17 protein-coding genes, 4 tRNA genes and 1 pseudogene are annotated in these 20,801 nt (G+C 65.5%); 2 read left to right on the plus strand and 20 right to left on the minus strand.

The features are described 5' to 3' along the window. The 3 genes and pseudogenes from ACIQ6O_RS00615 to ACIQ6O_RS00625 form a co-directional block, all read right to left on the minus strand. Positions 1-229: pseudogene (locus tag ACIQ6O_RS00615) on the minus strand (30S ribosomal protein S7); the annotation flags it as partial. Further along, positions 226-633 carry a 30S ribosomal protein S12 gene (gene rpsL / locus ACIQ6O_RS00620; protein WP_026849978.1) on the minus strand — a complete coding sequence of 136 codons (408 nt, stop codon included), beginning with the start codon at positions 631-633 and terminating at the stop codon, positions 226-228. The gene rpsL and the pseudogene ACIQ6O_RS00615, both read right to left, overlap by 4 nt. Before the next feature lie 184 nt (positions 634-817). Next, positions 818-1,444: a hypothetical protein gene (locus ACIQ6O_RS00625; RefSeq protein WP_396205825.1), complete on the minus strand. Its 627-nt coding sequence runs from the start codon at positions 1,442-1,444 to the stop codon at positions 818-820. Positions 1,445-1,604: 160 nt separating this feature from the next. Between ACIQ6O_RS00625 and ACIQ6O_RS00630 the strand changes: the two genes are divergently transcribed. Further along, positions 1,605-3,518 carry a serine/threonine-protein kinase gene (locus tag ACIQ6O_RS00630; RefSeq protein WP_396205826.1) on the plus strand — a complete coding sequence of 638 codons (1,914 nt, stop codon included), beginning with the start codon at positions 1,605-1,607 and terminating at the stop codon, positions 3,516-3,518. 67 nt (positions 3,519-3,585) lie between these two features. Here the strand turns inward: ACIQ6O_RS00630 and ACIQ6O_RS00635 are convergent, their stop codons facing one another. From ACIQ6O_RS00635 to cysS, 16 genes are all read right to left on the minus strand, one after another. Continuing rightward, a complete protein-coding gene (locus ACIQ6O_RS00635; protein ID WP_396205827.1) occupies positions 3,586-3,978 on the minus strand; it encodes a four helix bundle protein in 393 nt (130 codons plus the stop codon). 258 nt (positions 3,979-4,236) lie between these two features. Next, the gene (rpoC, locus tag ACIQ6O_RS00640; RefSeq protein ID WP_396205828.1) at positions 4,237-8,553 is read right to left on the minus strand and encodes a DNA-directed RNA polymerase subunit beta'; all 4,317 of its coding nucleotides are present in this window, start codon (positions 8,551-8,553) and stop codon (positions 4,237-4,239) included. Positions 8,554-8,556: 3 nt separating this feature from the next. Beyond that, the gene (rpoB, locus tag ACIQ6O_RS00645) at positions 8,557-13,131 is read right to left on the minus strand and encodes a DNA-directed RNA polymerase subunit beta (protein ID WP_396205858.1); all 4,575 of its coding nucleotides are present in this window, start codon (positions 13,129-13,131) and stop codon (positions 8,557-8,559) included. A gap of 195 nt (positions 13,132-13,326) precedes the next feature. After that, positions 13,327-13,707, minus strand: coding sequence for a 50S ribosomal protein L7/L12 (gene rplL, locus ACIQ6O_RS00650; RefSeq protein ID WP_396205829.1), 381 nt, complete (start codon positions 13,705-13,707; stop codon positions 13,327-13,329). Between the two features lie 70 nt (positions 13,708-13,777). Continuing rightward, on the minus strand, positions 13,778-14,281 hold the full coding sequence (rplJ, locus tag ACIQ6O_RS00655) for a 50S ribosomal protein L10 (protein WP_396205830.1): 504 nt from the start codon (positions 14,279-14,281) through the stop codon (positions 13,778-13,780). 15 nt (positions 14,282-14,296) lie between these two features. After that, positions 14,297-14,986, minus strand: coding sequence for a 50S ribosomal protein L1 (gene rplA / locus ACIQ6O_RS00660; RefSeq protein ID WP_396205831.1), 690 nt, complete (start codon positions 14,984-14,986; stop codon positions 14,297-14,299). A gap of 5 nt (positions 14,987-14,991) precedes the next feature. After that, on the minus strand, positions 14,992-15,414 hold the full coding sequence (rplK, locus tag ACIQ6O_RS00665) for a 50S ribosomal protein L11 (protein ID WP_396205832.1): 423 nt from the start codon (positions 15,412-15,414) through the stop codon (positions 14,992-14,994). Between the two features lie 101 nt (positions 15,415-15,515). Further along, the gene (gene nusG / locus ACIQ6O_RS00670; RefSeq protein WP_396205859.1) at positions 15,516-16,073 is read right to left on the minus strand and encodes a transcription termination/antitermination protein NusG; all 558 of its coding nucleotides are present in this window, start codon (positions 16,071-16,073) and stop codon (positions 15,516-15,518) included. A 10-nt stretch (positions 16,074-16,083) separates the two neighbouring features. After that, on the minus strand, positions 16,084-16,317 hold the full coding sequence (gene secE, locus ACIQ6O_RS00675; RefSeq protein ID WP_396205833.1) for a preprotein translocase subunit SecE: 234 nt from the start codon (positions 16,315-16,317) through the stop codon (positions 16,084-16,086). 3 nt (positions 16,318-16,320) lie between these two features. Beyond that, positions 16,321-16,473, minus strand: coding sequence for a 50S ribosomal protein L33 (gene rpmG, locus ACIQ6O_RS00680; protein WP_291164129.1), 153 nt, complete (start codon positions 16,471-16,473; stop codon positions 16,321-16,323). A 312-nt stretch (positions 16,474-16,785) separates the two neighbouring features. Next, positions 16,786-17,127 carry a response regulator transcription factor gene (locus ACIQ6O_RS00685; RefSeq protein WP_396205834.1) on the minus strand — a complete coding sequence of 114 codons (342 nt, stop codon included), beginning with the start codon at positions 17,125-17,127 and terminating at the stop codon, positions 16,786-16,788. 141 nt (positions 17,128-17,268) lie between these two features. Then, positions 17,269-17,341: transfer RNA gene (locus ACIQ6O_RS00690), tRNA-Thr, on the minus strand. A gap of 22 nt (positions 17,342-17,363) precedes the next feature. Then, positions 17,364-17,436, minus strand: a tRNA-Gly gene (locus tag ACIQ6O_RS00695). A gap of 59 nt (positions 17,437-17,495) precedes the next feature. Then, positions 17,496-17,578, minus strand: a tRNA-Tyr gene (locus ACIQ6O_RS00700). A gap of 34 nt (positions 17,579-17,612) precedes the next feature. Beyond that, positions 17,613-17,685: transfer RNA gene (locus ACIQ6O_RS00705), tRNA-Thr, on the minus strand. 100 nt (positions 17,686-17,785) lie between these two features. Beyond that, entirely contained in the window at positions 17,786-19,192 is a 1,407-nt protein-coding gene (gene cysS, locus ACIQ6O_RS00710) for a cysteine--tRNA ligase (protein WP_396205835.1), read from the minus strand. Between the two features lie 122 nt (positions 19,193-19,314). Between cysS and ACIQ6O_RS00715 the strand changes: the two genes are divergently transcribed. Then, positions 19,315-19,947, plus strand: coding sequence for a hypothetical protein (locus ACIQ6O_RS00715; protein WP_396205836.1), 633 nt, complete (start codon positions 19,315-19,317; stop codon positions 19,945-19,947). 74 nt (positions 19,948-20,021) lie between these two features. Here ACIQ6O_RS00715 and ACIQ6O_RS00720 read toward each other — a convergent pair whose 3' ends face one another. Beyond that, a complete protein-coding gene (locus tag ACIQ6O_RS00720) occupies positions 20,022-20,699 on the minus strand; it encodes a hypothetical protein (protein ID WP_396205837.1) in 678 nt (225 codons plus the stop codon). Positions 20,700-20,801 lie beyond the last annotated feature (102 nt).

The following is a 20,801-nucleotide window of genomic DNA, read 5'->3' on the forward strand; positions in this document are numbered from 1 at the left end:
TCTTCACTTCGACGACCGGCTTGAGGTTGTTCAACGCCTGCTTGAACACCCCCACGCCCGGCTGGCTGGTCTTCGCCTCGACGATGTCCATGGCGGAGTAGAAGATGCCTTCGGCAGTGCTCTTCTTACCCTGGATCATCAGGTTGTTGATGAACTTCGAGACGGTCTGGCTGTCGTAGCGTGCATCAGGCAGCACGGTACGCTTCACGGCACTCTTGCGACGGCTCACTTCTTCTTACCTCCGGCGGCGGGCGCAGCGCCCTTCTTGGGACGCTTGGTGCCGTACTTGGAGCGGCTCTGGTTACGGCCGTTGACGCCCGAAGCGTCGAGCGTGCCGCGAACAATGTGATAGCGTACGCCCGGAAGGTCCTTCACACGGCCACCACGCACGAGCACGATCGAGTGCTCCTGGAGGTTGTGGCCTTCGCCGGGGATGTACGCCGTGACCTCGAGCTGGTTCGTCAAGCGAACACGCGCAACCTTGCGCAGCGCCGAGTTGGGCTTCTTGGGCGTCGTGGTGTAGACGCGGGTGCACACGCCACGCTTGAACGGATTGCTCTTGAGCGCGGGCGCCTTGGACTTCTCCACCACGTCCTTACGGGCGCGGCGGACCAGCTGGTTGATCGTAGGCATCAGGTTCTGGTAGCCCGGCGCATGGTGTGTACGCCGGGAAGTTCGTACTCCGACTTCTACGTGGATCGCCCCCGGCAAAACCGGGAACGGCACGGAACAGAACCCTGAGCTTAAGCTGGCCGGGGGCCCCAGTCAATTGGCGCCCCGGGCCATTTCACCGTTTCCCGCCGGGTCGCTTCCCCGATCAGCCGCCGGTGAGGGTCTTCCTGACCAGCTCGCCGATCCGCTTTTCCAGCGCCCCCAGGGAAGCACACCGGACCTCGTTCGAGGCGGCCGTCGTCGGGTTACGCCCGGTCCCCTCGAGGGTCGTGAGGATCACACTGCCACCGGCATCACTGGGCACGACCTTCGACTGAATGGTCAGCGTGAGCTGATAGGTCTCGGCGTTCGGCATCCCCGAGTCTCCACCGCAGTCGAGCGCCCGGAGGGTGGGCACGTCGCCGACACGGCGGCGCGTGCGGAAGGCGCTGTTGCCGATGGTGCGAGCCTGTTGGTTGATGTCCGTGACCGGGATATTGAGCGCGGCATACGCGGCGGAGAGCGCCTGGAATGCGCGCTCCGGCGGCGCGGCCACGAGCGTGCGGTTGACCTCGGTGATGCTCACCATGTTCATCCCGCGCGCGCTGCCGGACGCGTTCGAGAGCACCGCCGTCTGTACCGAGGACCCGCCCATCTCGGTAGACGCCTTCGACGCACTGGCGCTCGCACAGGCACCGGTGAACAGCGTGGTCGGCACCAGCAGCCACGTCGCGAACGACGCGTGGCCACGGCACCACCGCCGCGAGAGGGTTTGGCGGAACGTCTTGGGCATCGAATTAGCGCTGAAGGGGTCTGACCAGAGGGGAGGCGGTCACCGGGATCGGACTGCCACGATCTGCACGCTGCGAACGTATGATTGAGAGGGTGGGTGCGCCATCCCCGGTGTGCGCCCGGTTGACACCATCGGCGCGAGTTCGGCCTTCAGGAGACACGTGAGCGACTTTCAGACCCGTCTACAGCACGCCCTTGCCGGCGCCTTCCGGATCGAACGCGAACTGGGCGGTGCGGGAATGTCGCGCGTGTTCGTGGCGACGGAGACGGCACTGGAGCGGCGCGTGGTGGTGAAGGTACTCCCGCCGGAACTCGCGGCCGGCGTGAACGTGGAGCGCTTCCGGCGAGAGATTCAGCTGGCGGCGCAGCTGCAGCACCCGCACATCGTGCCGCTGTTGGCCGCCGGCGACGACGATCAGCTCCTGTGGTTCTCGATGCCCTACATCGAGGGCGAATCGCTGCGCGGTGCCCTCACCCGTCATGGGCGCTTACCGCCGCGCGATGTCGTGCGCATCCTGCATGACGTGGTGGATGCGCTGGCCTACGCCCACGCGCGGGGCGTGGTCCATCGTGACATCAAGCCCGACAACATCCTCACCTCGGGGATGCACGCCCTCGTCACCGACTTCGGCGTGGCCAAGGCGCTGAGCGCCGCCATTCCGGTGCACGGCGGCACCACCACCGGCATGGCCATCGGGACCCCGGCCTACATGGCGCCCGAACAGCTGGCCGCCGACCCGGCCGCCGATCATCGCGTGGATCTCTACGCCGTGGGATTGCTCGCCTACGAACTCCTCACGGGCAGCAGTCCCTTCACGGGCGCGTCGCCCCAGGCCACCTTGGCCGCGCAGCTCACGCAGGTGCCGGAGCCGCCACACCGGACGCTCAGGGACATTCCCGAGCCCCTGTCCGCGCTCATCATGCACTGCCTCGAGAAGGACGCCGACAGGCGGCCGCAATCGGCGCTGGCGCTGCTGGGCCAGCTCGAGGCCCTGCCGCTGATGTCCGCGACCACATCGGGGGCCGCGAGCGTCCTGGGGAGCCGCCCAGGAGGGCGTCAGCCACGGGCGGCGGTGCTGGCCGGGGCGCTGGCGCTGGTGGCCATGGCCGCCTGGGCGCTGATTCCGCGCGGCGGCGGGCCCCCAGGCGAGCAGGTCGGTCTCGACGCGCGTGATGCCGGCCCCGGCGGCGATGTGCGGTCGCGTCTTGCGCCGCGCCGCGCCAACGGTGCGGCGTCGGTGGCGGGTGACTCGGCCGCGGCGCTCGCCGCCAACGATTCCGTCGCGGGCTACCAGGCGATCACCGATGCCGCGTCGGGCACGGTCGTGCCCTTCGTGATTACCCGCGCCGAGTCGCTGGCCATCGCAGAGGCGGTGAGCCGGCGCGTCGGCACCCAACGGGCCGAAGTGGACCGTGCAGAGCTGGTCGCCGAGGTGGGGCGCATTTTTGCCGACTCCATGTCGCGGGCCATCAAGGAGATGGAGACGGCCATGCAGCGGGCGCCGCAGTTCGTGCGCCCCCCCGAACTGTCCCCGGCGCCGGGTACGGCAACGCGGGTCGAAGCGCGCCGCGATGGGTTCGACGCCCGCACCGCCCCCAAGGCGACGGCGTTCATGACGCCGCTGTTGGCACCGCCCAGCGATGATCGGATTCGCGTGGTCGTCACCACCTTCACCAACGCCACCGGCCGCCGTGAGATCGGTGTCATCGCGCGCGATGCCGCAACGCAACTGCGGAGCGCCGTTCCCGCCGACCGCTTCGACGTCGTCTCCGCCGACGTGACCGAACGCGCGACCCGCTCGCTCCCCGACAAGATGTCCGTCGGCTGGGCGCTACGCGCCGACTTCGTGGTGAGCGGCTGGGTGATCGCCCGCGGCGACTCCCTGTCGATGGTGACCATGCTGACGGATGTGCGCACCGGACGCTTCCAGCGCGCCACCGAGAGCGTCACCGCGCCGGACGTCGCCAGCACCAAGCCCGCGCTCGAAAACGCGAGGAAGCAGATGGGGGCGTGGCTGGACACGGCGGCGACGCTCGCGGCACGGCGGCGGGCGGCGGATACCGTGCGACGCTGAGATCGGTGACGTGAGCGGGAGAGTCGAGGGGCGAGTCTGAGACATGAGCCCGGATAGAAGCGAGACGTCAGCGTTCTCGAGGTGAGAAGTCAGGTGGTTCTGGTGGTGGCAACGCGGCAGTGTCTTGTGCCGACAACACGCGCTTGCGGAAGCCGTAGGTCATTTTTCTGACTTCGATGACCTCGTCGATGAGGGGATCGTATTCCGATGGGATCGCGCCGAGTGCACGCGCGAGACGGAGTTGCAGTTCGACTTCGTTGCAGGAGCCGATGGCGATGGCGCAGAATGTGGCCGTCTTCCCGGGGCTTTGGTGTCCTGCACCTTCCGCGAGATTGAGCGCGATCGAGTTGACGGCGCGTAACAACTGATTGCGCATCCCGGGCGAGAGCCGCGCGATGGCGGGCTGATGGCGGTCGGCCATGCGGTGCACATCGACCGACAGGACGAAGGCGCGCTGCACGACCTGCAGCCGGTGTGGGTTGTGCGACATGCGCCACGATAGGCGATGGCCGCGCATCACGTCTCACCCGAAACTCACGCATTGTGCCAATGCAACGCCCTCACTTCTCACCTCGAGGACGCTGACCTCTCACTTCTATTCGGGCTGATCTCTCCCGCTCACATCTCCATTCCTGATCTCACGTCTCGGATCTCACGTCTCATGAGGCGGGAAAGACAAAGGGGAGGCCAAATGGCCTCCCCTTCGTCATTCCCGTTCTCACTCGTCCGGCATCGTGAACGCCGACGGTTCGAAGCTCGGCAGCAGCGCATCGAAGTTGGGTTCGAGCGGCTCCGGCAGCGGTTCCGGCTCGGGGAGCGCATCGCTCTCGACGTCCACTTCCTGGTAGCGGTACATGCCTGTACCGGCCGGGATGAGGTGACCGATGATGATGTTCTCCTTGAGCCCCAGCAGGTCGTCGCGCGAGCCGCGGATGGCCGCGTCGGTGAGGACGCGCGTGGTCTCCTGGAAGGAGGCCGCCGACACGAACGACTGCGTGGTGAGCGAGGCCTTCGTGATACCAAGGAGCAGCGGCTCCGCCGTCGCCGGCGCGATCTTCCGCTTCTTGGCATCCTCGTTGACTTCGCGGAACTGCGAACGATCGACATGCTCGCCTTCGAGCAGTTCGGTGTCGCCCGAATCCGCAATGCGCACCTTCTGCAGCATCTGCTTCACGATCACGCCAATGTGCTTGTCGTTGATCTTCACGCCCTGCAGGCGATAGACCTCCTGCACTTCGTTGAGCAGATACTCCTGCACCGCGCGCGGGCCCTTGATGCGCAGAATGTCGTGCGGATTCACGGGGCCTTCGCTGATGCGGTCACCGGCGCGCACGCGGTCACCCTCGTGCACACGGAGGTGCTTACCCGACGGCACTTCGTACACCTGCTCCGCCTGGGCTTCGTCCACCTGCCACACACCCTTGTCGATGATGGCCGGGCGCACGAACACCTCGCGCTTGCCGCGCTTGATCTCGCCGAAGCGGACGAACCCGTCCACCTCGGAGATCGTCGCGGGATCCTTCGGACGGCGCGCTTCGAAGAGCTCGGCAACACGCGGCAGACCGCCGGTGATGTCGCGCGTCTTGTAGGCTTCGCGGCTGATCTTGGCGAGGATGGTACCCGCCTTGAGTTCCGAACCGTCGTCGATCGTGATCACGGCGCCCACCGGGAGGATGAAGTCGCGCACGCGCTTCTCCTTGCCACCCTTGTTCTGCCAGATCTCGATGTGCGGGTGCAGCTTCTTTTCGCGGTCTTCGATCACGACGCGCTGACGGAGACCCGTGAGTTCGTCGAGCTCTTCGGCCAGCGATTCGTCTTCGACGAGGTCCACGAAGCGCACCGTACCCTCGACGTCCGCGATGATCGGATTCGAGTACGGGTCCCACGTGAACACCGTGTCTTCCTTCTTCACGGCCTGACCATCTTCGACCATGAGGTACGCGCCGAGCGGTACCTGCAGGCGGGCTTCGATGGCCGCGTTCTTGTCGGCCGAGGCCTTGATGATCAGTTCGCCTTCGTACGACGTCACGACCTTCTGGCCGTCCGGGTTCACGACCGTCACGAGACGATCGCCGAACTCGATGACACCGGCCTTCTTCGTCTTGCGCGCCGTCTGCTCGGCGATACGCGCGGCGGTACCACCGACGTGGAAGGTACGCAGCGTCAGCTGCGTGCCCGGCTCACCGATGGACTGCGCGGCGATGATGCCGACGGCTTCGCCCAGGTCCACCATCTGCATGGTGGCGAGGTTGCGGCCGTAGCACATGCGGCAGAGACCACGCTTGGCTTCGCACGTGAGCACGGAACGGATCTTCACCGTCTCGATGCCCGCGTCTTCGATCATCTGCGCCATCTCTTCCGAGATGAGCGTGCCGGCTTCCACCAGCAGCTTCTCACGACCCGCTTCATCGCGCTCCATGGGATCGTACACGGCCTCCGCCGCGACGTTGCCCGTGATGCGCTCAGCGAGCGGCTCGATCACGTCTTCGCCTTCCTTCAGCGCACTCGTGTCGAGGCCGAGGATCGTGCCGCAATCCTCTTCCGTGATCGTCATGTCCTGCGCCACGTCGACGAGACGACGCGTGAGGTACCCGGCGTCGGCCGTCTTCAGCGCCGTGTCGGCCAGACCCTTACGGGCGCCGTGCGTCGACGAGAAGTACTCGAGCACCGAGAGGCCTTCACGGAAGTTCGACTTGATGGGGTTTTCGATGATTTCACCGATACCACCCGTCAGCTTCTTCTGCGGCTTCGCCATGAGGCCGCGCATACCCGCCAGCTGGCGGATCTGGTCGCGGCTACCACGTGAACCGGAGTCGAACATCATGAACACCGGGTTGAACCCGCCCTGCGACTCGCGCATGGTCTTGATCATGGCGTCCGCGATGTCCGTATTCGCGTGCGTCCACGTGTCGATGACCTTGTTGTAGCGTTCGCCGTTCGTGATGTTGCCCGTCGCGTAGGCACGCTGGAAGCGCTCCACGCGCTCCGACGCTTCCGTGAGAAGCACCTGCTTCTCCTTCGGAATGTGGAGGTCTTCGATACCGATGGAGACACCGCCGCGCGTCGCGTTGCGGAAGCCGAATTCCTTGAGGCGATCGAGCATGGCCACGGTTTCCGCGAGCCCCGCCGAGCGGTAGCTCTCGAACACCAGTTCGCCGAGCGCCTTCTTCTTCATGTCCTTGTTGAGGAACGGCAACGCTGCGGGCACGATGCCATTGAAGAGCACACGGCCACACGTGGTACCGATCCACTCCGACCCCGACTCCGTCTCCAGGCGCCAACGGATCGGCGTCTGGTAGTTCGCACGCCCGTTCACGATCGCCATTTCCACCTCGGCGGCGGACGCGAACGCGGGCAGCGTCTTCACGAAGTTCGGATCTTCCTTCTTCTTGTCGAAGTCGGCCGACGGCGCCTTGGTGGCAACGTAGCAACCGAGCACGATGTCCTGCGACGGCTCGGCCACCGGACGACCGTCCGACGGCTTGAGGATGTTGTTCGAGGAGAGCATGAGCACGCGCGCCTCGATCTGCGCCTCGAACGACAGCGGCACGTGCACGGCCATCTGGTCACCGTCGAAGTCGGCGTTGAACGCCGTCGTCACGAGCGGGTGAATACGAATGGCCTTGCCTTCCACGAGCACGGGCTCGAACGCCTGAATACCCAGACGGTGGAGCGTCGGCGCGCGATTGAGCAGCACCGGGTGGTCCTTGATGATGCCTTCCAGCACCTCGTAGACCATCGCGTTCTCGCGCTCCACGATCTTCTTGGCGCGCTTCACGGTCTCGGCTTCGCCGCTCTCCACCAGCTTGTGGATGATGAACGGCTTGAAGAGCTCGAGCGCCATGGCCTTCGGCAGGCCGCACTGGTGCAGCTTGAGCTCGGGACCCACGACGATGACCGAACGGCCCGAGTAGTCCACGCGCTTGCCGAGCAGGTTCTGACGGAACCGGCCCTGCTTGCCCTTGAGCATGTCGGACAGCGACTTGAGCGGACGCTTGCCGCGGCCACGAATGGCCTTCGAGCGGCGACCGTTGTCGAAGAGCGCGTCGACGGCTTCCTGCAGCATGCGCTTCTCGTTGCGCAGGATCACTTCCGGCGCGCGGTGCGAGATGAGCTTCTGCAGGCGGTTGTTGCGGTTGATGACGCGACGATACAGATCGTTCAGGTCGGACGTCGCGAAGCGGCCGCCATCGAGCGGCACGAGCGGACGCAGGTCCGGCGGAATGACCGGGATGACGTCGAGGATCATCCACTCCGGGCGATTGCGGATCTCGCCGCCCTCACCCGACGTACGGAACGCATCGACGATCTTGAGACGCTTGAGCATCTGCTTCTTGCGATGCTGGCTCGTCTCGCCCACCACGGAGCCGCGCAGCTCCTCGGCCGTCTTGTCGACGTCGAGCTTCTTGAGCAGTTCACGCACGGCCGGCGCACCGATGTCGCACTGGAACGCCGTGTCGCCTTCGGCCTTCGCCTTCTGGCGCAGCGTGAGGTACTCGTCCTCGTCGAGCAACTGGCGCTCACGCACCTCCTGGTTGCCCGGCTCGATGACGATGTAGTTGCTGTAATAGATCACCTTCTCAAGGTCACGCAGCGTGACGTCGAGCAGGTTGCCCATCGGGCTCGGCAGGGTCTTGAAGAACCAGATGTGCGCGACCGGCACGGCCAGTTCGATATGGCCCATGCGCTCGCGACGCACCTTGCTCAGCGTGACTTCCACGCCGCACCGGTCGCAGATCACGCCGCGATAGCGGATGCGCTTGTACTTGCCGCAATGGCATTCCCAGTCCTTCACGGGACCGAAGATGCGCTCGCAGAACAGGCCGTCCTTCTCAGGCTTGAAGGAGCGGTAGTTGATGGTTTCGGGCTTGGTGACTTCGCCCCACGACCACCAGGTGCGCAATCCGGCCATCTCGAGCCGTTCGCGCTCCTTGGGGTCCTTCGGGCCGCGGATCTCTTCCGGAGAAGCGATGCGGACCGACATGTAGTCGAACGCCGACGCGCGGGCTTCGCGCGAGCTGCGGAAATCGATCATGCGTTATTCCTCTCCGCCGTTACCACCGTTGTTCCCGCCGGCGTCGATCAGTTCGACGCCGGTGCCATCGCTGGCACCGAGCGTGACCTTGATACCGAGGGCCTGCAGTTCCTTCACGAGCACGTTGAACGACTCCGGAATGCCCGGCTCGGGCAAGTTCTGGCCCTTCACGATCGCCTCGTAGACACGGCTGCGGCCGTTCACGTCGTCGGACTTGACCGTGAGGATTTCCTGGAGCGTGTGCGCCGCGCCGTAGGCCTCGAGCGCCCACACTTCCATTTCGCCGAAGCGCTGACCACCGAACTGCGCCTTGCCCGCGAGCGGCTGCTGCGTGACGAGGGAGTACGGTCCGATGGAGCGCGCGTGGATCTTGTCGTCCACGAGGTGCGACAGCTTCAGCATGTAGATCTCACCGACCGTGACCGGCGAGGTGAAGTACTCACCCGTACGGCCGTCGCGCAGCTTGGCCTTGCCCGTGGGCGTGAGGCCGGCGAGACGGATGAGCTCCGCCGCCGCCGCATCCACATCGTTCTCGCCGGCGAGCAGTGCGGCAAGCGCCGGCTGACCGACACGACGGAGCGTGTCCGCCGGCGACAGGGCCGCTTCGGCTTCGAGGGCCGTGATGGCCGCCGCCGCCGAGGCCGCCGTGGCGTCGCCCGGCAGCTCATCACCAGAGCGATGCACGGCGATCGCCGCCTGCACCGCCGCCACTTCGCGCTCGGCGAGCGCACGCGCCGACGCCGACACGAAGCTCTTCACCTTGTTGAACAGCGCCTTCGTTTCGGCGCTCATCCCCTTGGCATTGAGATCGTTCAGCGTCGAGTCGGCGAGCAGCTCGACCTTGTCCGGCAGACGACGATCCGGCTTGATGTCGGCGAGCAGCGCGCGCACTTCGGCCGGCGTCGCATCGTGTGCGGCGTCACCGAGCACCAGGGTTTCCCGCGCCCAGCGCAGGCCGGCGAGCTTGAGCAGCAAGCCGATTTCGCGCTCGTTCGCGCCTTCGAACACCGGCGTCTTCGCGTAGAAGTTGAGCAGCTTCGCCGCCCAGCCGAGGTGCGTCTCGAGGATCTGCCCCACGTTCATTCGCGACGGCACACCGAGCGGGTTGAGCACGATGTCCACCGGGCGACCGTTCGGCAGGAACGGCATGTCTTCCTCGGGGACGATACGCGCCACGATACCCTTGTTGCCGTGACGGCCGGCCATCTTGTCACCCACCGAGATCTTGCGCTTCTCGGCGAGGTACACCTTCACGAGCTGGATCACGCCCGGCGGCAACTCGTCGGGCTGCAGGATGCGGTCGATGCGCTCTTCCGCACGCTCCTCGATGCGGCTCTTCTCTTCGTTCGCGGCGTCGATGATCTCGCGCACGCGCTCGTTCGCGCCCTTCTTCTCGACGCGGAACGTCTTGAGGTCGAGCGTCGCGAAGCGCAGGCCGGCCAGGATCTCCTTCGTGAGCACGGTACCGGCGGGAATCGCTTCCTCGACGGTGCCGGCCTTGAGGGCGAGCTGGATGGTTTCGCCTTCGAGCAGCGTCGCAAGTTCGGCATCGCGCACTTCGTTGACGCGGATCTTCTCCTCGCCCTCGAGACGACGCACTTCACCGATGCGCTCACCACGATCCTTTTCCACCACCTGATCTTCGACGCGCGAGAAGATCTTCACGTCGATGACGGTGCCTTCCATGCCGGGCGGCACCTTGAGCGACGAGTCCTTCACGTCCTTCGCCTTCTCACCGAAGATGGCCGTGAGGAGCTTCTCTTCCGGCGACAGCTCGGTCTCACCCTTCGGCGTGATCTTGCCGACCAGGATGTCACCCGGCTTCACCTGCGCTCCGATGCGCACGATACCGCGTTCGTCGAGGTCGACCAGCGACTCTTCGGCGACGTTCGGAATTTCGCGCGTGATTTCTTCCTGGCCGCGCTTCGTGTCACGCACATGGAGCTCGAGCTCCTGGATGTGGATCGACGAGAACACGTCGAACTTCACCAGGCGCTCGGAGAGCACGATGGCGTCTTCGAAGTTGTGACCGTACCAGGGCATGAAGGCCACGGTGACGTTGCGGCCGAGCGCCAGCTGCCCCATTTCGGTGGCCGCGCCGTCGGCGAGCACTTCACCCTTCGCGACCTGCTGGCCCATGCGGACGAGCGGACGCTGGTTGATGGCCGTGTCCTGGTTGGTACGCCAGTACTTCTTGAGCTTGTAGCGATCGAGCTGGCCAAGGCGCGCCAGCGGACGGTCGCCGTCCACCGGACCGGCGATGAGACCGGCGTCGACAATGATCTCGTCGGCGGTCACGCTGGTGACGATGCCGGCACGACGGGCGATGATGACCGCGCCCGAGTCGACCGCCACCGTGGCCTCGAGCCCGGTACCCACGAGCGGGGTGGCCGGGTTGAGGAGCGGCACGGCCTGACGCTGCATGTTCGAGCCCATGAGGGCGCGGTTGGCGTCGTCATGCTCGAGGAACGGAATGAGCGCGGCAGCGATGGAGACGAGCTGCTCCGGCGCCACGTCCATGTAGTCGATGTCCGTGGGCGGTACGAGCGGCAGGTCGCCTCGCTTACGCGAGAGCACCAGCCCGTCGACGAACGTGCCGTCGGGATTGAGCTTGGAGTTGGCCTGCGCGATGATCGCGTCTTCTTCGCGGTTCGCGTCGAGCCACACGATTTCGCCCGTCACCCGGCCGTCCTTCACGATGCGGTACGGGGTCTCGATGAAGCCGAGATCGTTCACGCGGGCGAAGCAGGCAAGCGACGTGATGAGGCCGATGTTCGGACCTTCCGGCGTCTCAATGGGGCACATGCGGCCGTACTGCGAGTAGTGCACGTCACGGACTTCGAAGCCGGCACGCTCGCGCGTGAGGCCGCCCGGTCCGAGCGCCGAGAGACGACGCTTGTGCGTCAGTTCGGCGAGCGGATTGGTCTGGTCCATGAACTGCGACAGCTGCGACGAGCCGAAGAACGCCTGGATGACCGCCGACACCGTCCGGGCGTTGACGAGGTCGTCGAGCGAGATCTTCTCCGGATCGGTGTTGATCGACATGCGCTCCTTGACCAGACGCGCCATGCGCGAGAGGCCGACGGAGAACTGGTTGGCGATCAGTTCACCGACCGAGCGGATACGGCGGTTGCCGAGCTGGTCGATGTCATCCACATCGCCGCGGCCTTCGTGCAGTTCGACGAGCTGGCGCATGATCTCCACGAAGTCTTCCTTCGTGAGGACCGTGGTGCTCATCGCCGTGTTGAGGCGCAGGCGCTGGTTGATCTTGTAGCGACCGACGCGGCCGAGGTCGTAGCGCTTGGGCGAGAAGAACAGACGCTCGAGCGCCTGCTTCGCCGTTTCGCGGTTGGGCGCATCACCCGGCCGAAGGAGCGCATAGATCTGCTTGAGCGCTTCTTCCTCGTGCTTGGTGGGGTCCTTGGCGAGGGTGTTCTTGATGAGCGTCGACTCGGCGCGGCCGGAGGCGACGAACACGAACACCTTCACGATGTCGGCCTTGCGGATCTTCTTGATCACGGCGTCGGTGAGCGCCGTGTCCTTCTCGGCCACGACTTCACCGGTGTCCTGATCGATCACGTCGCGGGCGAGCGTGCGACGGATGTCGCGCTCACCGCGATCGATGGCGTCCTGCTCGTCGCGCAGATCGATCTGCGTGTACGAGGCGAACACCTTGATGGTCGTGACGCCCTGGCGCACGAGACGGTTGAGCACCTCTTCGGTGAGCTCATCGCCTTCACGCACGAGCAGCTGGGCTTCGTTACGCTCGCGTTCGGCCTTGGCCTTCTTGGTCTTGGGCTTCGGCGCGTCCTCGGCGGTGACTTCGCCCTCGAGCGTGATGTCTTCGGCGATAATGGCGCCGAGGACTTCACGGATATCGTTGCGCGTTTCGCGCTTCTTCATGAGGTCGAGCTCGCGCTCGGCGAAGAACAGGCGCAGGATGTCGCGGTTCTCGCCGTAGCCGAACGCCCGGAGGAGGGCCGTAGCCGGGAACTTCTTTTTCTTGTCGATGTGGACGTAGATCACATCGTGGATGTCCACGGTGAACTCGACCCACGAGCCGCGGAAGGGAATGATCCGCGACGAGAGGAGGCGCTGGCCGTTGGGGTGGGTGCTCTCTTCGAACACGACACCCGGCGAGCGATGGAGCTGCGAGACGATGACGCGCTCCGCGCCGTTGATGACGAAGGTGCCGAGCTCGGTGAGGAGCGGCAATTCGCCGAGATAGACTTCCTTCTCGATGATGTTCCGGGGACGCTTGCCGTCGCCGGTATCCTCGAAGATGACCAGTTGCAGGGTGGCCTTGAGCGGGGCCGAGTACGTCATGTCGCGCTCGATACATTCGGCGACCGAGTACTTGGGCTCACCCAGAGAGTACCGGACGAACTCCAGCGAGAAGTTCTCGTGGACGTCCGTGATCGGGAACAGGTCTTTGAAGACGCGCTCGAGGCCGACGTCCTCGCGCTCCTGCTGCGCGGCATCCAGTTGCAGCAGCGACTCAAAGGCGCGCGTCTGGATGTCCAGCAGGTGGGGCATGTCCATGCCCGTCTCGAGCTTCGCGAACGAGATCTGGTTCATCATATCCTTAAGGGGCTCACCCTCTGGCGGGGCGCGCGGTCCCGCGGCGGCCGTGGCTCGGCCGGGCGGGGGCGCAAAGCGCTCCGTCCCCGACGGCGTCGGTCACTTTTTCGTGACCGACGCCCCCGGGGAGGAGCGTTACAACGACGGAACTACAGAGTGTCGACGTAAACCGGTGGCTGGAGGCCAGTCGGATTACTTGATTTCGACGCCAGCGCCTTCGGCCTCGAGCTTGGCCTTGATCTGCGCCGCTTCGTCCTTCGACACGTTTTCCTTCAGCGTCTTCGGCGCGCCATCGACGAGGTCCTTGGCTTCCTTGAGGCCCAGGCCGGTGAGCTCGCGCACCACCTTGATGACCTGGATCTTCTTGGCGCCGGCTTCCTTGAGGATGACGGTGAACTCGGTCTGCTCTTCAACGGCCGCGGCCGGGGCCGCCGCGCCGCCGCCGCCCGCCGCCACCGCGGCGATGGTGACGTTGAACTTCGTCTTGAACTGCTCAATGAGGTCGGAGAGCTCGATGACGCTCATCGCGCCGATCGCGTCGAGGATCTCGTCCTTGCTGATCGTGTTAGCCATGGTAAAACGTTCTCCGTGAATGTCCCCCAGGGGTCCTGGGGCGTGTAAATCAGGCGTACGCCTGGGGAACTCAGTTGGAGCCTTCGAGCTGCGCCTTACGGGCGTCGAGGGCGAGGGCGAACATCATCGGGATGCTGTTGAGGTAGCCGGCGAAGATCGAGAGCGCCTCTTCGCGGTTCGGCAGCGAGGCCAACTTCTTGACCATCGCCTCGTCGACCGCATTGCCCTCGTAGATGCCACCCTTCACAGCGGGCTTCTGGTCGTTCTCCTTCGCAAAGTCGGAGAGAACCTTGGCTGCCGTGATGGCATCCTTCGCCACCACCACCCCCGTCGGGCCCTTCAGGCGCTGCGCTACGAGACCGCTTTCGTTCACGGCACGGAGCGCCAGCGTGTTCTTGATCACGACGTACTCGACCCCGGCCTTGCGGAACCGGCGACGGAGCTCCGTCATGCGCTTCACGTTCAGCCCCGTGAAGTCGGTGTAGTAGAGCGCCTGCGCGCCTTCCAGCGACGTCTTCAGGCTGTCCACCAGGATCTGCTTATCGGCCTTCTTGGCCTTCGGCTTGGCTTTCATGGTTGCGTCTCCCTCTTACCGGAACGGCGTGGTGTCGACGGTGACGCCAGGACCCATGGAGCTCGAGATCGCGACGTTGCGGATGTACACACCCTTCGCCGCCGCCGGCTTGGCGCGGACGATGGTGTCCATGAGCGCGGAGAAGTTGGTCTCGAGCTGTTCCGGGGTGAACGAGACCTTGCCGATCGGGGCATGCAGATTGCCACCCTTGTCGACACGGAACTCGATCTTGCCACCCTTCGACTCCTTGACCGCCTTCGCCACGTCGAACGTGACCGTGCCCGCCTTCGGGTTCGGCATCAGGCCACGCGGACCGAGGACGCGGCCGAGCTGGCCGAGCTGTCCCATCTGGTCCGGCGTCGCAATCAGCACGTCGAAGTCGAGCCAGCCTTCCTTGATCTTGGCGAGATACTCGGTGCCGACGTAGTCCGCGCCCGCATCCTGGGCTTCCTGGACCTTCGCACCGGCGGCGATGACGAGCACGCGCATCGTCTTGCCCGTACCAGCCGGGAGAACGACGGTGCCACGCACCACCTGATCCGCGTGACGCGGATCGACGCCAAGGCGCACGGCGATTTCCACGGTCTCGTCGAACTTGGCGAATGCCATGTCCTTCACGAGCGCGATCGCCTGCTTCGCCTCATACGCCTTCGCCTGGTCGCGACGCTCACTCGCGGCGCGGAACTTCTTTCCATGCGTCTTCATGAGGCTCAATCCTTGACCGTGATGCCCATGGAACGAGCCGCACCGGCGATCATCGCCACCGCGCTCTCCATGTTTTCACAGTTCAGGTCGGGCATCTTCACGGTCGCGATCTTCTCGAGCTGCGCACGCGTGATCGTACCCACCTTCACCTTGTTCGGCTGACCGGACCCCTTCGGCACGCCGATCTCCTTCTTGATCAATTCCGCCGCGGGGGGCGTCTTGAGAATGAAGGTGAACGACTTGTCCGCGTAGATCGTGACCTCGACCGGGATGATCATATCACCGCCCTGCGTCCGAGCATTAAACTCTTTGCAGAAGCCCATGATGTTGATACCCTGGGGGCCGAGGGCCGTACCCACTGGGGGCGCCGGGTTCGCCTTGCCGCTTGGAATCTGCAGCTTGACGAATCCAGTGACCTTTTTGGCCATGCTACTTCCTCATCGCGAGTTCCACCGAGGGACCATCCCACGGCGGTCTAGCTGCCACGTTGTTTTCCGTCGAGTGGTGGCGACGAGGTACGAGGACGACCTCAGTACCCGCGAAGCTGGAGATAATCCAGCTCCACGCTCGTCGGACGGCCAAACAGGCTGACCGACACGCGCACCTTGCCCTTGTCGGGCAGGATCTCTTCCACGGTCCCGTTGAAATCGGCGAACGGCCCTTCGGTGATCGCCACCGCCTGCCCGACGAGGAACGGAATCTCCTCGCGCACCGGCGACTCGTCGGCCGGATCCGCTTGCCCCAACAGGCGACGCACTTCGTCGTCGCGCAGCGGCATGGGATCGCGATCCTTGCCCACGAACTTGATGACGCCCTGAATGGCGTTGATCTCGTGCAGGGTATCCTGCGACGCGACCATCTCCACGAGCACGTAGCCCGGGAAGATCTTCCGCTCAACGGTCACCTTCTTGCCGTTCTTGATCTCCACGACTTCCTGCGTCGGCACGAGCGCCTGACGAATCAGGCGATCCTCGGGCTGCGCCGGATCCGTGTCGATCTTGCGCTGGATCAGGCGCTGCACCTTGTTCTCGTGGCCGGACGTGGTCTGAATCGCGTACCAGCGGTGCTCGAGCATCGACACGGACATGGGCGTCACGTCAGCGACCGAACAGCATGGACGGCAGGCGCACGAGCGCGAACTGCAGCGTCACGTCCACCAAGCCGATGAGCGCACCAAGGATCAGCACGAAGATGATGATCTGGATGGTCGCCGACTGCAGCTGCGGGCGATCAGGCCAGGTCACCTTCTTCATCTCGGCGACCACGTCGTTGTAGAACGTGACCAACCGCGTGCCGAGTCCCGGACGGGAAACCTCGACGGGAGCCGTCATGGCTTACTTGGTTTCCTTATGGAGCTGGTGCTTGTTGCAGCGCGGGCAGTACTTCTTCCACTCCACGCGTTCCGGATGAAGACGCTTGTTCTTCATCGTGAAGTAGTTGCGGTTCTTACACTCGGTGCACCCGAGGATGATCTTCTCGCGCGGCATATCCCGGCTCCGTCACAGCTCTTCGAAAATTCCCGATAGTTCGGACCCACCTCCGGCTTTCACCGGAGTGGGGTGAGCCTTGCAACGTAGTAGAGCCGGTCGCCACCCGCAAGTCACGCGCCCAAGCTGTCCACACCAGCCGCCTCCCCCCCGCAAGTGCCGATGGAACCGCACGTTACCGCCCGCGTTGCCCGCCCGAAACGCCACCGAACCGTCCGTCAATAGCGCCCGCCCCGCATCCGGTACCCCTACGAGAAACCCGGAACGGATCCGTTCCGGGTCGCGAAGTACGGGTGCCCGGTTGCCAGCGGGCTACAGCCCGACCGACGCCGCGAAGCGCACCAGGTCGGCCACCGAGGCCGCCTCCATTTTCAGCATCACCCGACCGCGGTGCACCTTGACCGTCTTGAGGGCGATCCCCAACTGGGCGGCGATCTGCTTGTTCGGGAGTCCCTGCACCACCCGCTCGAACACCTGCCGCTCACGACCCGTAAGCAGCGCCAGTCGACGCACCACCCCCGCCCGCGCCTCGGCCCGCGCCTCCATCGCGGCAGGTGTCGCGACAGGTGTCGCGACAGGCGTCGCGGCAGGCGTCGCCTCGCCGGTGTCGACCACCGCCACCATCGCCGGCACTGCGTGTCCAGCATCATGCATGCATCGTCACCTGTCGGGGAACCAGATGGTCGGTAGTATCGGTCGATAACGGCGGCCGCGCCAACGACCGTACGACCGCGCCCAGCGCCGAACGCACCACGCCCCCGCCATCGACTGTGCGATAACGGGGGCGTGGTGTAGAGCTCACGACCGGGATCGAACCGGTGACCTCATCCTTACCAAGGATGTGCTCTGCCGACTGAGCTACGTGAGCGTCCTGCACCTTCGAATATCAGAGCGGGAGACGGGACTCGAACCCGCGACATCAAGCTTGGAAGGCTAGCGCTCTACCAACTGAGCTACTCCCGCGTTGCCTTCATGCTACCCACCGGATCGTATGACGATCCAGCGGTCCTGCCGTGATACAGTGGTGGGGGAAGGATTCGAACCTTCGAAGGCTTGCGCCGTCAGATTTACAGTCTGATCTCGTTGGCCACTTGAGTACCCCACCCAAGTTCCGCCGGCTCTTGCTGACCCGCCGCGAAAGCTGACGAGGGGGCTCGAACCCCTGACCTGCTGATTACAAATCAGCTGCTCTACCAACTGAGCTACGTCAGCAGAAAAGGACCCGAACTCCCAGAGACCCCAATGCTAATGGGGGACAGGGGCTTTGGGTAGCTCCCCCGCTGCAGTGGCGATGGGGCCTGCTCTCGTGCCCTTATCCGCGGCGCCAGCGCGTCCCGCTGGGACCGTCCTCGATGAGAATGCCGCGCGCGGTGAGCTCAGCCCGAGCCGCGTCGGCGGCGGCAAAATCTCGCCGCTCCCGGGCCGCCTTGCGGGCAGCCAGCCGCTCCTCCACCCACGCCGCCAACTCCCCCTCGGTGTCCTGCTCCGGCACCAGATCCAGCACCGAATCCATGAGCCGGAATGCCGCCCGGGCGCGCTCCAGCGCTGCGGCATCGGCGCCGCCCGCATCCAACTCGCGATTGGCCTCGGTGATGAACGTGAACAGCGCCGCCATCGCCTCGGGGGCATTGAGATCGTCGAACAGCGCCTCGAGAAACGCCTTCTCAGCGCGCGTGGCGGCATCGGCCAGCGCTGCCGTACCGCCAGTGGCTTCGGCGAGCCGCCGGGCGAAGGCGCCGATGCGGTTCACCGCCGTGCGCGACTGCTCCAGCGACTCCTCGCCCAGGTTGAGCTGCTTGCGGTAATGCGCGCTGAACACGAAGTGGCGATAGGCGGTGCCGCTGATCCCCTGCTCACGCAGCTCCACCACGTTGGCCACGTTGCCCACCCGCTTGGCCATCTTGGCGCCGTCGGTGAGCAGGAACTCCCCGTGGCACCAGCACCGCGCGAACTGCTTGCCCGTTGCCGCTTCACTCTGCGCGATTTCGTCTTCGTGGTGCGGGAAGATGAGATCGATACCGCCGGCGTGCAGATCGAACGTTTCGCCAAGGTACTTCATGGCCATGGCCGAGCACTCCAGGTGCCAGCCGGGACGTCCACGCCCCCACGGCGAATCCCACGCCGCTCCCGTCGCTTCGTCTTCGGGCTTGGCGGCCTTCCAAAGGGCGAAGTCCTGGGCGTTCTCCTTGGCGTACTCGTCCTGCGCCACACGCGCGCCGCTCTTCACTTCGCGCTTGTCGAGCTGCGACAGCTTGCCGTAGTCGGCGAACTTGTCGATCGCGAAGTACACCGAGCCATCTTCGGCCACATACGCCACGCCGTTGGCCACGAGGCGCTCCACGAGCTCGATCATCTCGGGAATGTGCTCGGTGGCCTTGGGATACCGCTCGGCGTCCTCGATGCGCAGGTAGCGCCGATCCGTGTGGAAGAGCGCCGTGAACGGCTCGGTCACTTCGAGAATGTGCTGGCCGTTCGCCTGCGCCTTGCGGATGATCTTGTCGTCCACATCGGTGAGGTTCATCACCTGCTCCACCTGCCAGCCGGCCAGACGGAAGACGCGACGCAGCAGGTCCTCGAACAGGAACGTGCGGAAGTTGCCCAGATGCGCGGCGTTGTAGACGGTGGGTCCACACGTGTACATGCGCACCGTTTGGCCATCGACGGGTGCGAACGGCTCGACGCGGCGCGTGAGCGTGTTGTACAGGCGGAACTCGGGCATCGGGGACCGGATTGACGGGAACGGCGCAGCCTTGAAACGCGTGGGATCTTCACGCAAAGTAACGCGTTGAAGATAGAGGGGCTGTCATCCCCCTTGGTCCCCCACCCCTTCCGGATCCGTCCATGTCCGCTTCGTCGTCCCCGTCGCGTTCGTCCCGCGCCCGCAATGCCGCCGTGGTGGTGGCACTCGTGGCGGTCGGTCTCGCAGCACGTAGTGGAGAGCAGCAGCCCGCCGTTCCCGCGGCGAAGACCACCCCGGCGGCGCAGCCGGTGGCCGCGCAGCCGGCTCCTGCCCCGGCGCCCACCGATAGCATGAAGCCGGACAGCGCCGCGGCCGACAGCGCGGCCATGCCGGCGGACTCGCTCGCCGATTCGACGGCCGCGATGACGGATTCGATGGCCGCACCCGCCCCGGTGACGGCTGCCGCGCCGGCCGCTCCGGCCACCTGGCCGGTGGATCCGGTTACGGGACAGACGCTGATCAACGGCCGTCCGGTCGTGGGGCGCGTGTTCATCATGCAGAAGACCGACGGTACGGTGAAGTATCCCAACGTGGCCGACGTGGTGTCGCACGAGGCGCTCGCGCCGTTGCCCGCCGTGGTGGGCCAGAGCTACGCGCAGGCGCCGCTCACCAGCCAGCGCCGTCATCGCGGCATCATGATTCAGGCGACGCTGTGGAACCTCGACGGCAAGCGCTCGGCCGTGCGCCAGCGCTACTATCCGGCGAGCACCCCGGCCAATCAACTGAATCCGTAAGCGACAGCACGCCGCAGGCTTTCACGACGCGCCCGGTATCTCTGGTACCGGGCGCGTCGTGTTTCCAGGGCTCCTCACTCCCACGCCCGCAGGTTGCACAGACGCCCGTGGCGCAGCCAGAGCGCTTGGGTCCGCGCGTCGGTCTCTGCCGGTGCATACGCGGCACCGGCTCGCTCGCGTAGCCGGTCACCGGTGCCTGCATCGAGGCGCGGTGGGGCTGCACGCACCAGCGCCGGCAGCGGCGTGCCGGGGGCCACGATGACGAGGGCGCCACCGCTCACCCGTACCCGATGGGCCCACCCGTGCCACTGTGCGCGCTCATGCATAGACAGGCCGGTGTGCCGTGATGCGCGCAGGAGATGCACCACCGACTCGACACCACGTGGTGTCCCACACTCGGACGCCTCGGCGGCGGCGAGCTGCTGCCACCCGGATTGCAGCGCCGAGACGGCGGCGGCGGGAATACTGCAGCGGCGAATGCGCACACCGGGCCCGCACAGCCGCTGTCCCTGCCATCGGCGACTCACGGCCGCGGCGTGGTGCCCCCCAAGGGCCGCCAGCAGAACCCGCGCGCTGGCCGGGTCATCATGGTGGACCACGACACAATCACCGCGGTACACCGTGAAATGCACGCGGTCGAGCAGTCGGACGCTCGCGCTACATGTACCAGGAAGCCCTGCATGCCACTCGGCCGTGGCATTCACGAGCGCCAGCAGTGGCGCCCGGTCGGAGGAATGATCTGGTGATCGCATGCGCCACGATGGCGCATCGCGTGCACTCGCGTGTCATCGAAAAGCGGCCGATCCCATCGAAATGACGCACCGGAATGCCAAACGCCTCCCGTGTGTTCACAC

Source organism: Gemmatimonas sp. (genome assembly GCF_044345575.1).
In the GTDB taxonomy this organism is placed as follows: Bacteria; Gemmatimonadota; Gemmatimonadetes; order Gemmatimonadales; family Gemmatimonadaceae; genus Gemmatimonas.

What these genes read in the sequence shown, in the direction of transcription:
- rpsL (WP_026849978.1), bottom strand. Translation starts at nt 633, where the DNA reads ATGCCTACGATCAACCAGCTGGTCCGCCGCGCCCGTAAGGACGTGGTG.
- ACIQ6O_RS00625 (WP_396205825.1), bottom strand. Translation starts at nt 1,444, where the DNA reads ATGCCCAAGACGTTCCGCCAAACCCTCTCGCGGCGGTGGTGCCGTGGC.
- rpoC (WP_396205828.1), bottom strand. Translation starts at nt 8,553, where the DNA reads ATGATCGATTTCCGCAGCTCGCGCGAAGCCCGCGCGTCGGCGTTCGAC.
- rpoB (WP_396205858.1), bottom strand. Translation starts at nt 13,131, where the DNA reads ATGAACCAGATCTCGTTCGCGAAGCTCGAGACGGGCATGGACATGCCC.
- rplL (WP_396205829.1), bottom strand. Translation starts at nt 13,707, where the DNA reads ATGGCTAACACGATCAGCAAGGACGAGATCCTCGACGCGATCGGCGCG.
- rplJ (WP_396205830.1), bottom strand. Translation starts at nt 14,281, where the DNA reads ATGAAAGCCAAGCCGAAGGCCAAGAAGGCCGATAAGCAGATCCTGGTG.
- rplA (WP_396205831.1), bottom strand. Translation starts at nt 14,986, where the DNA reads ATGAAGACGCATGGAAAGAAGTTCCGCGCCGCGAGTGAGCGTCGCGAC.
- rplK (WP_396205832.1), bottom strand. Translation starts at nt 15,414, where the DNA reads ATGGCCAAAAAGGTCACTGGATTCGTCAAGCTGCAGATTCCAAGCGGC.
- nusG (WP_396205859.1), bottom strand. Translation starts at nt 16,073, where the DNA reads ATGTCCGTGTCGATGCTCGAGCACCGCTGGTACGCGATTCAGACCACG.
- secE (WP_396205833.1), bottom strand. Translation starts at nt 16,317, where the DNA reads ATGACGGCTCCCGTCGAGGTTTCCCGTCCGGGACTCGGCACGCGGTTG.
- rpmG (WP_291164129.1), bottom strand. Translation starts at nt 16,473, where the DNA reads ATGCCGCGCGAGAAGATCATCCTCGGGTGCACCGAGTGTAAGAACCGC.
- ACIQ6O_RS00685 (WP_396205834.1), bottom strand. Translation starts at nt 17,127, where the DNA reads ATGCATGATGCTGGACACGCAGTGCCGGCGATGGTGGCGGTGGTCGAC.
- cysS (WP_396205835.1), bottom strand. Translation starts at nt 19,192, where the DNA reads ATGCCCGAGTTCCGCCTGTACAACACGCTCACGCGCCGCGTCGAGCCG.
- ACIQ6O_RS00715 (WP_396205836.1), top strand. Translation starts at nt 19,315, where the DNA reads ATGTCCGCTTCGTCGTCCCCGTCGCGTTCGTCCCGCGCCCGCAATGCC.
- ACIQ6O_RS00720 (WP_396205837.1), bottom strand. Translation starts at nt 20,699, where the DNA reads ATGCGATCACCAGATCATTCCTCCGACCGGGCGCCACTGCTGGCGCTC.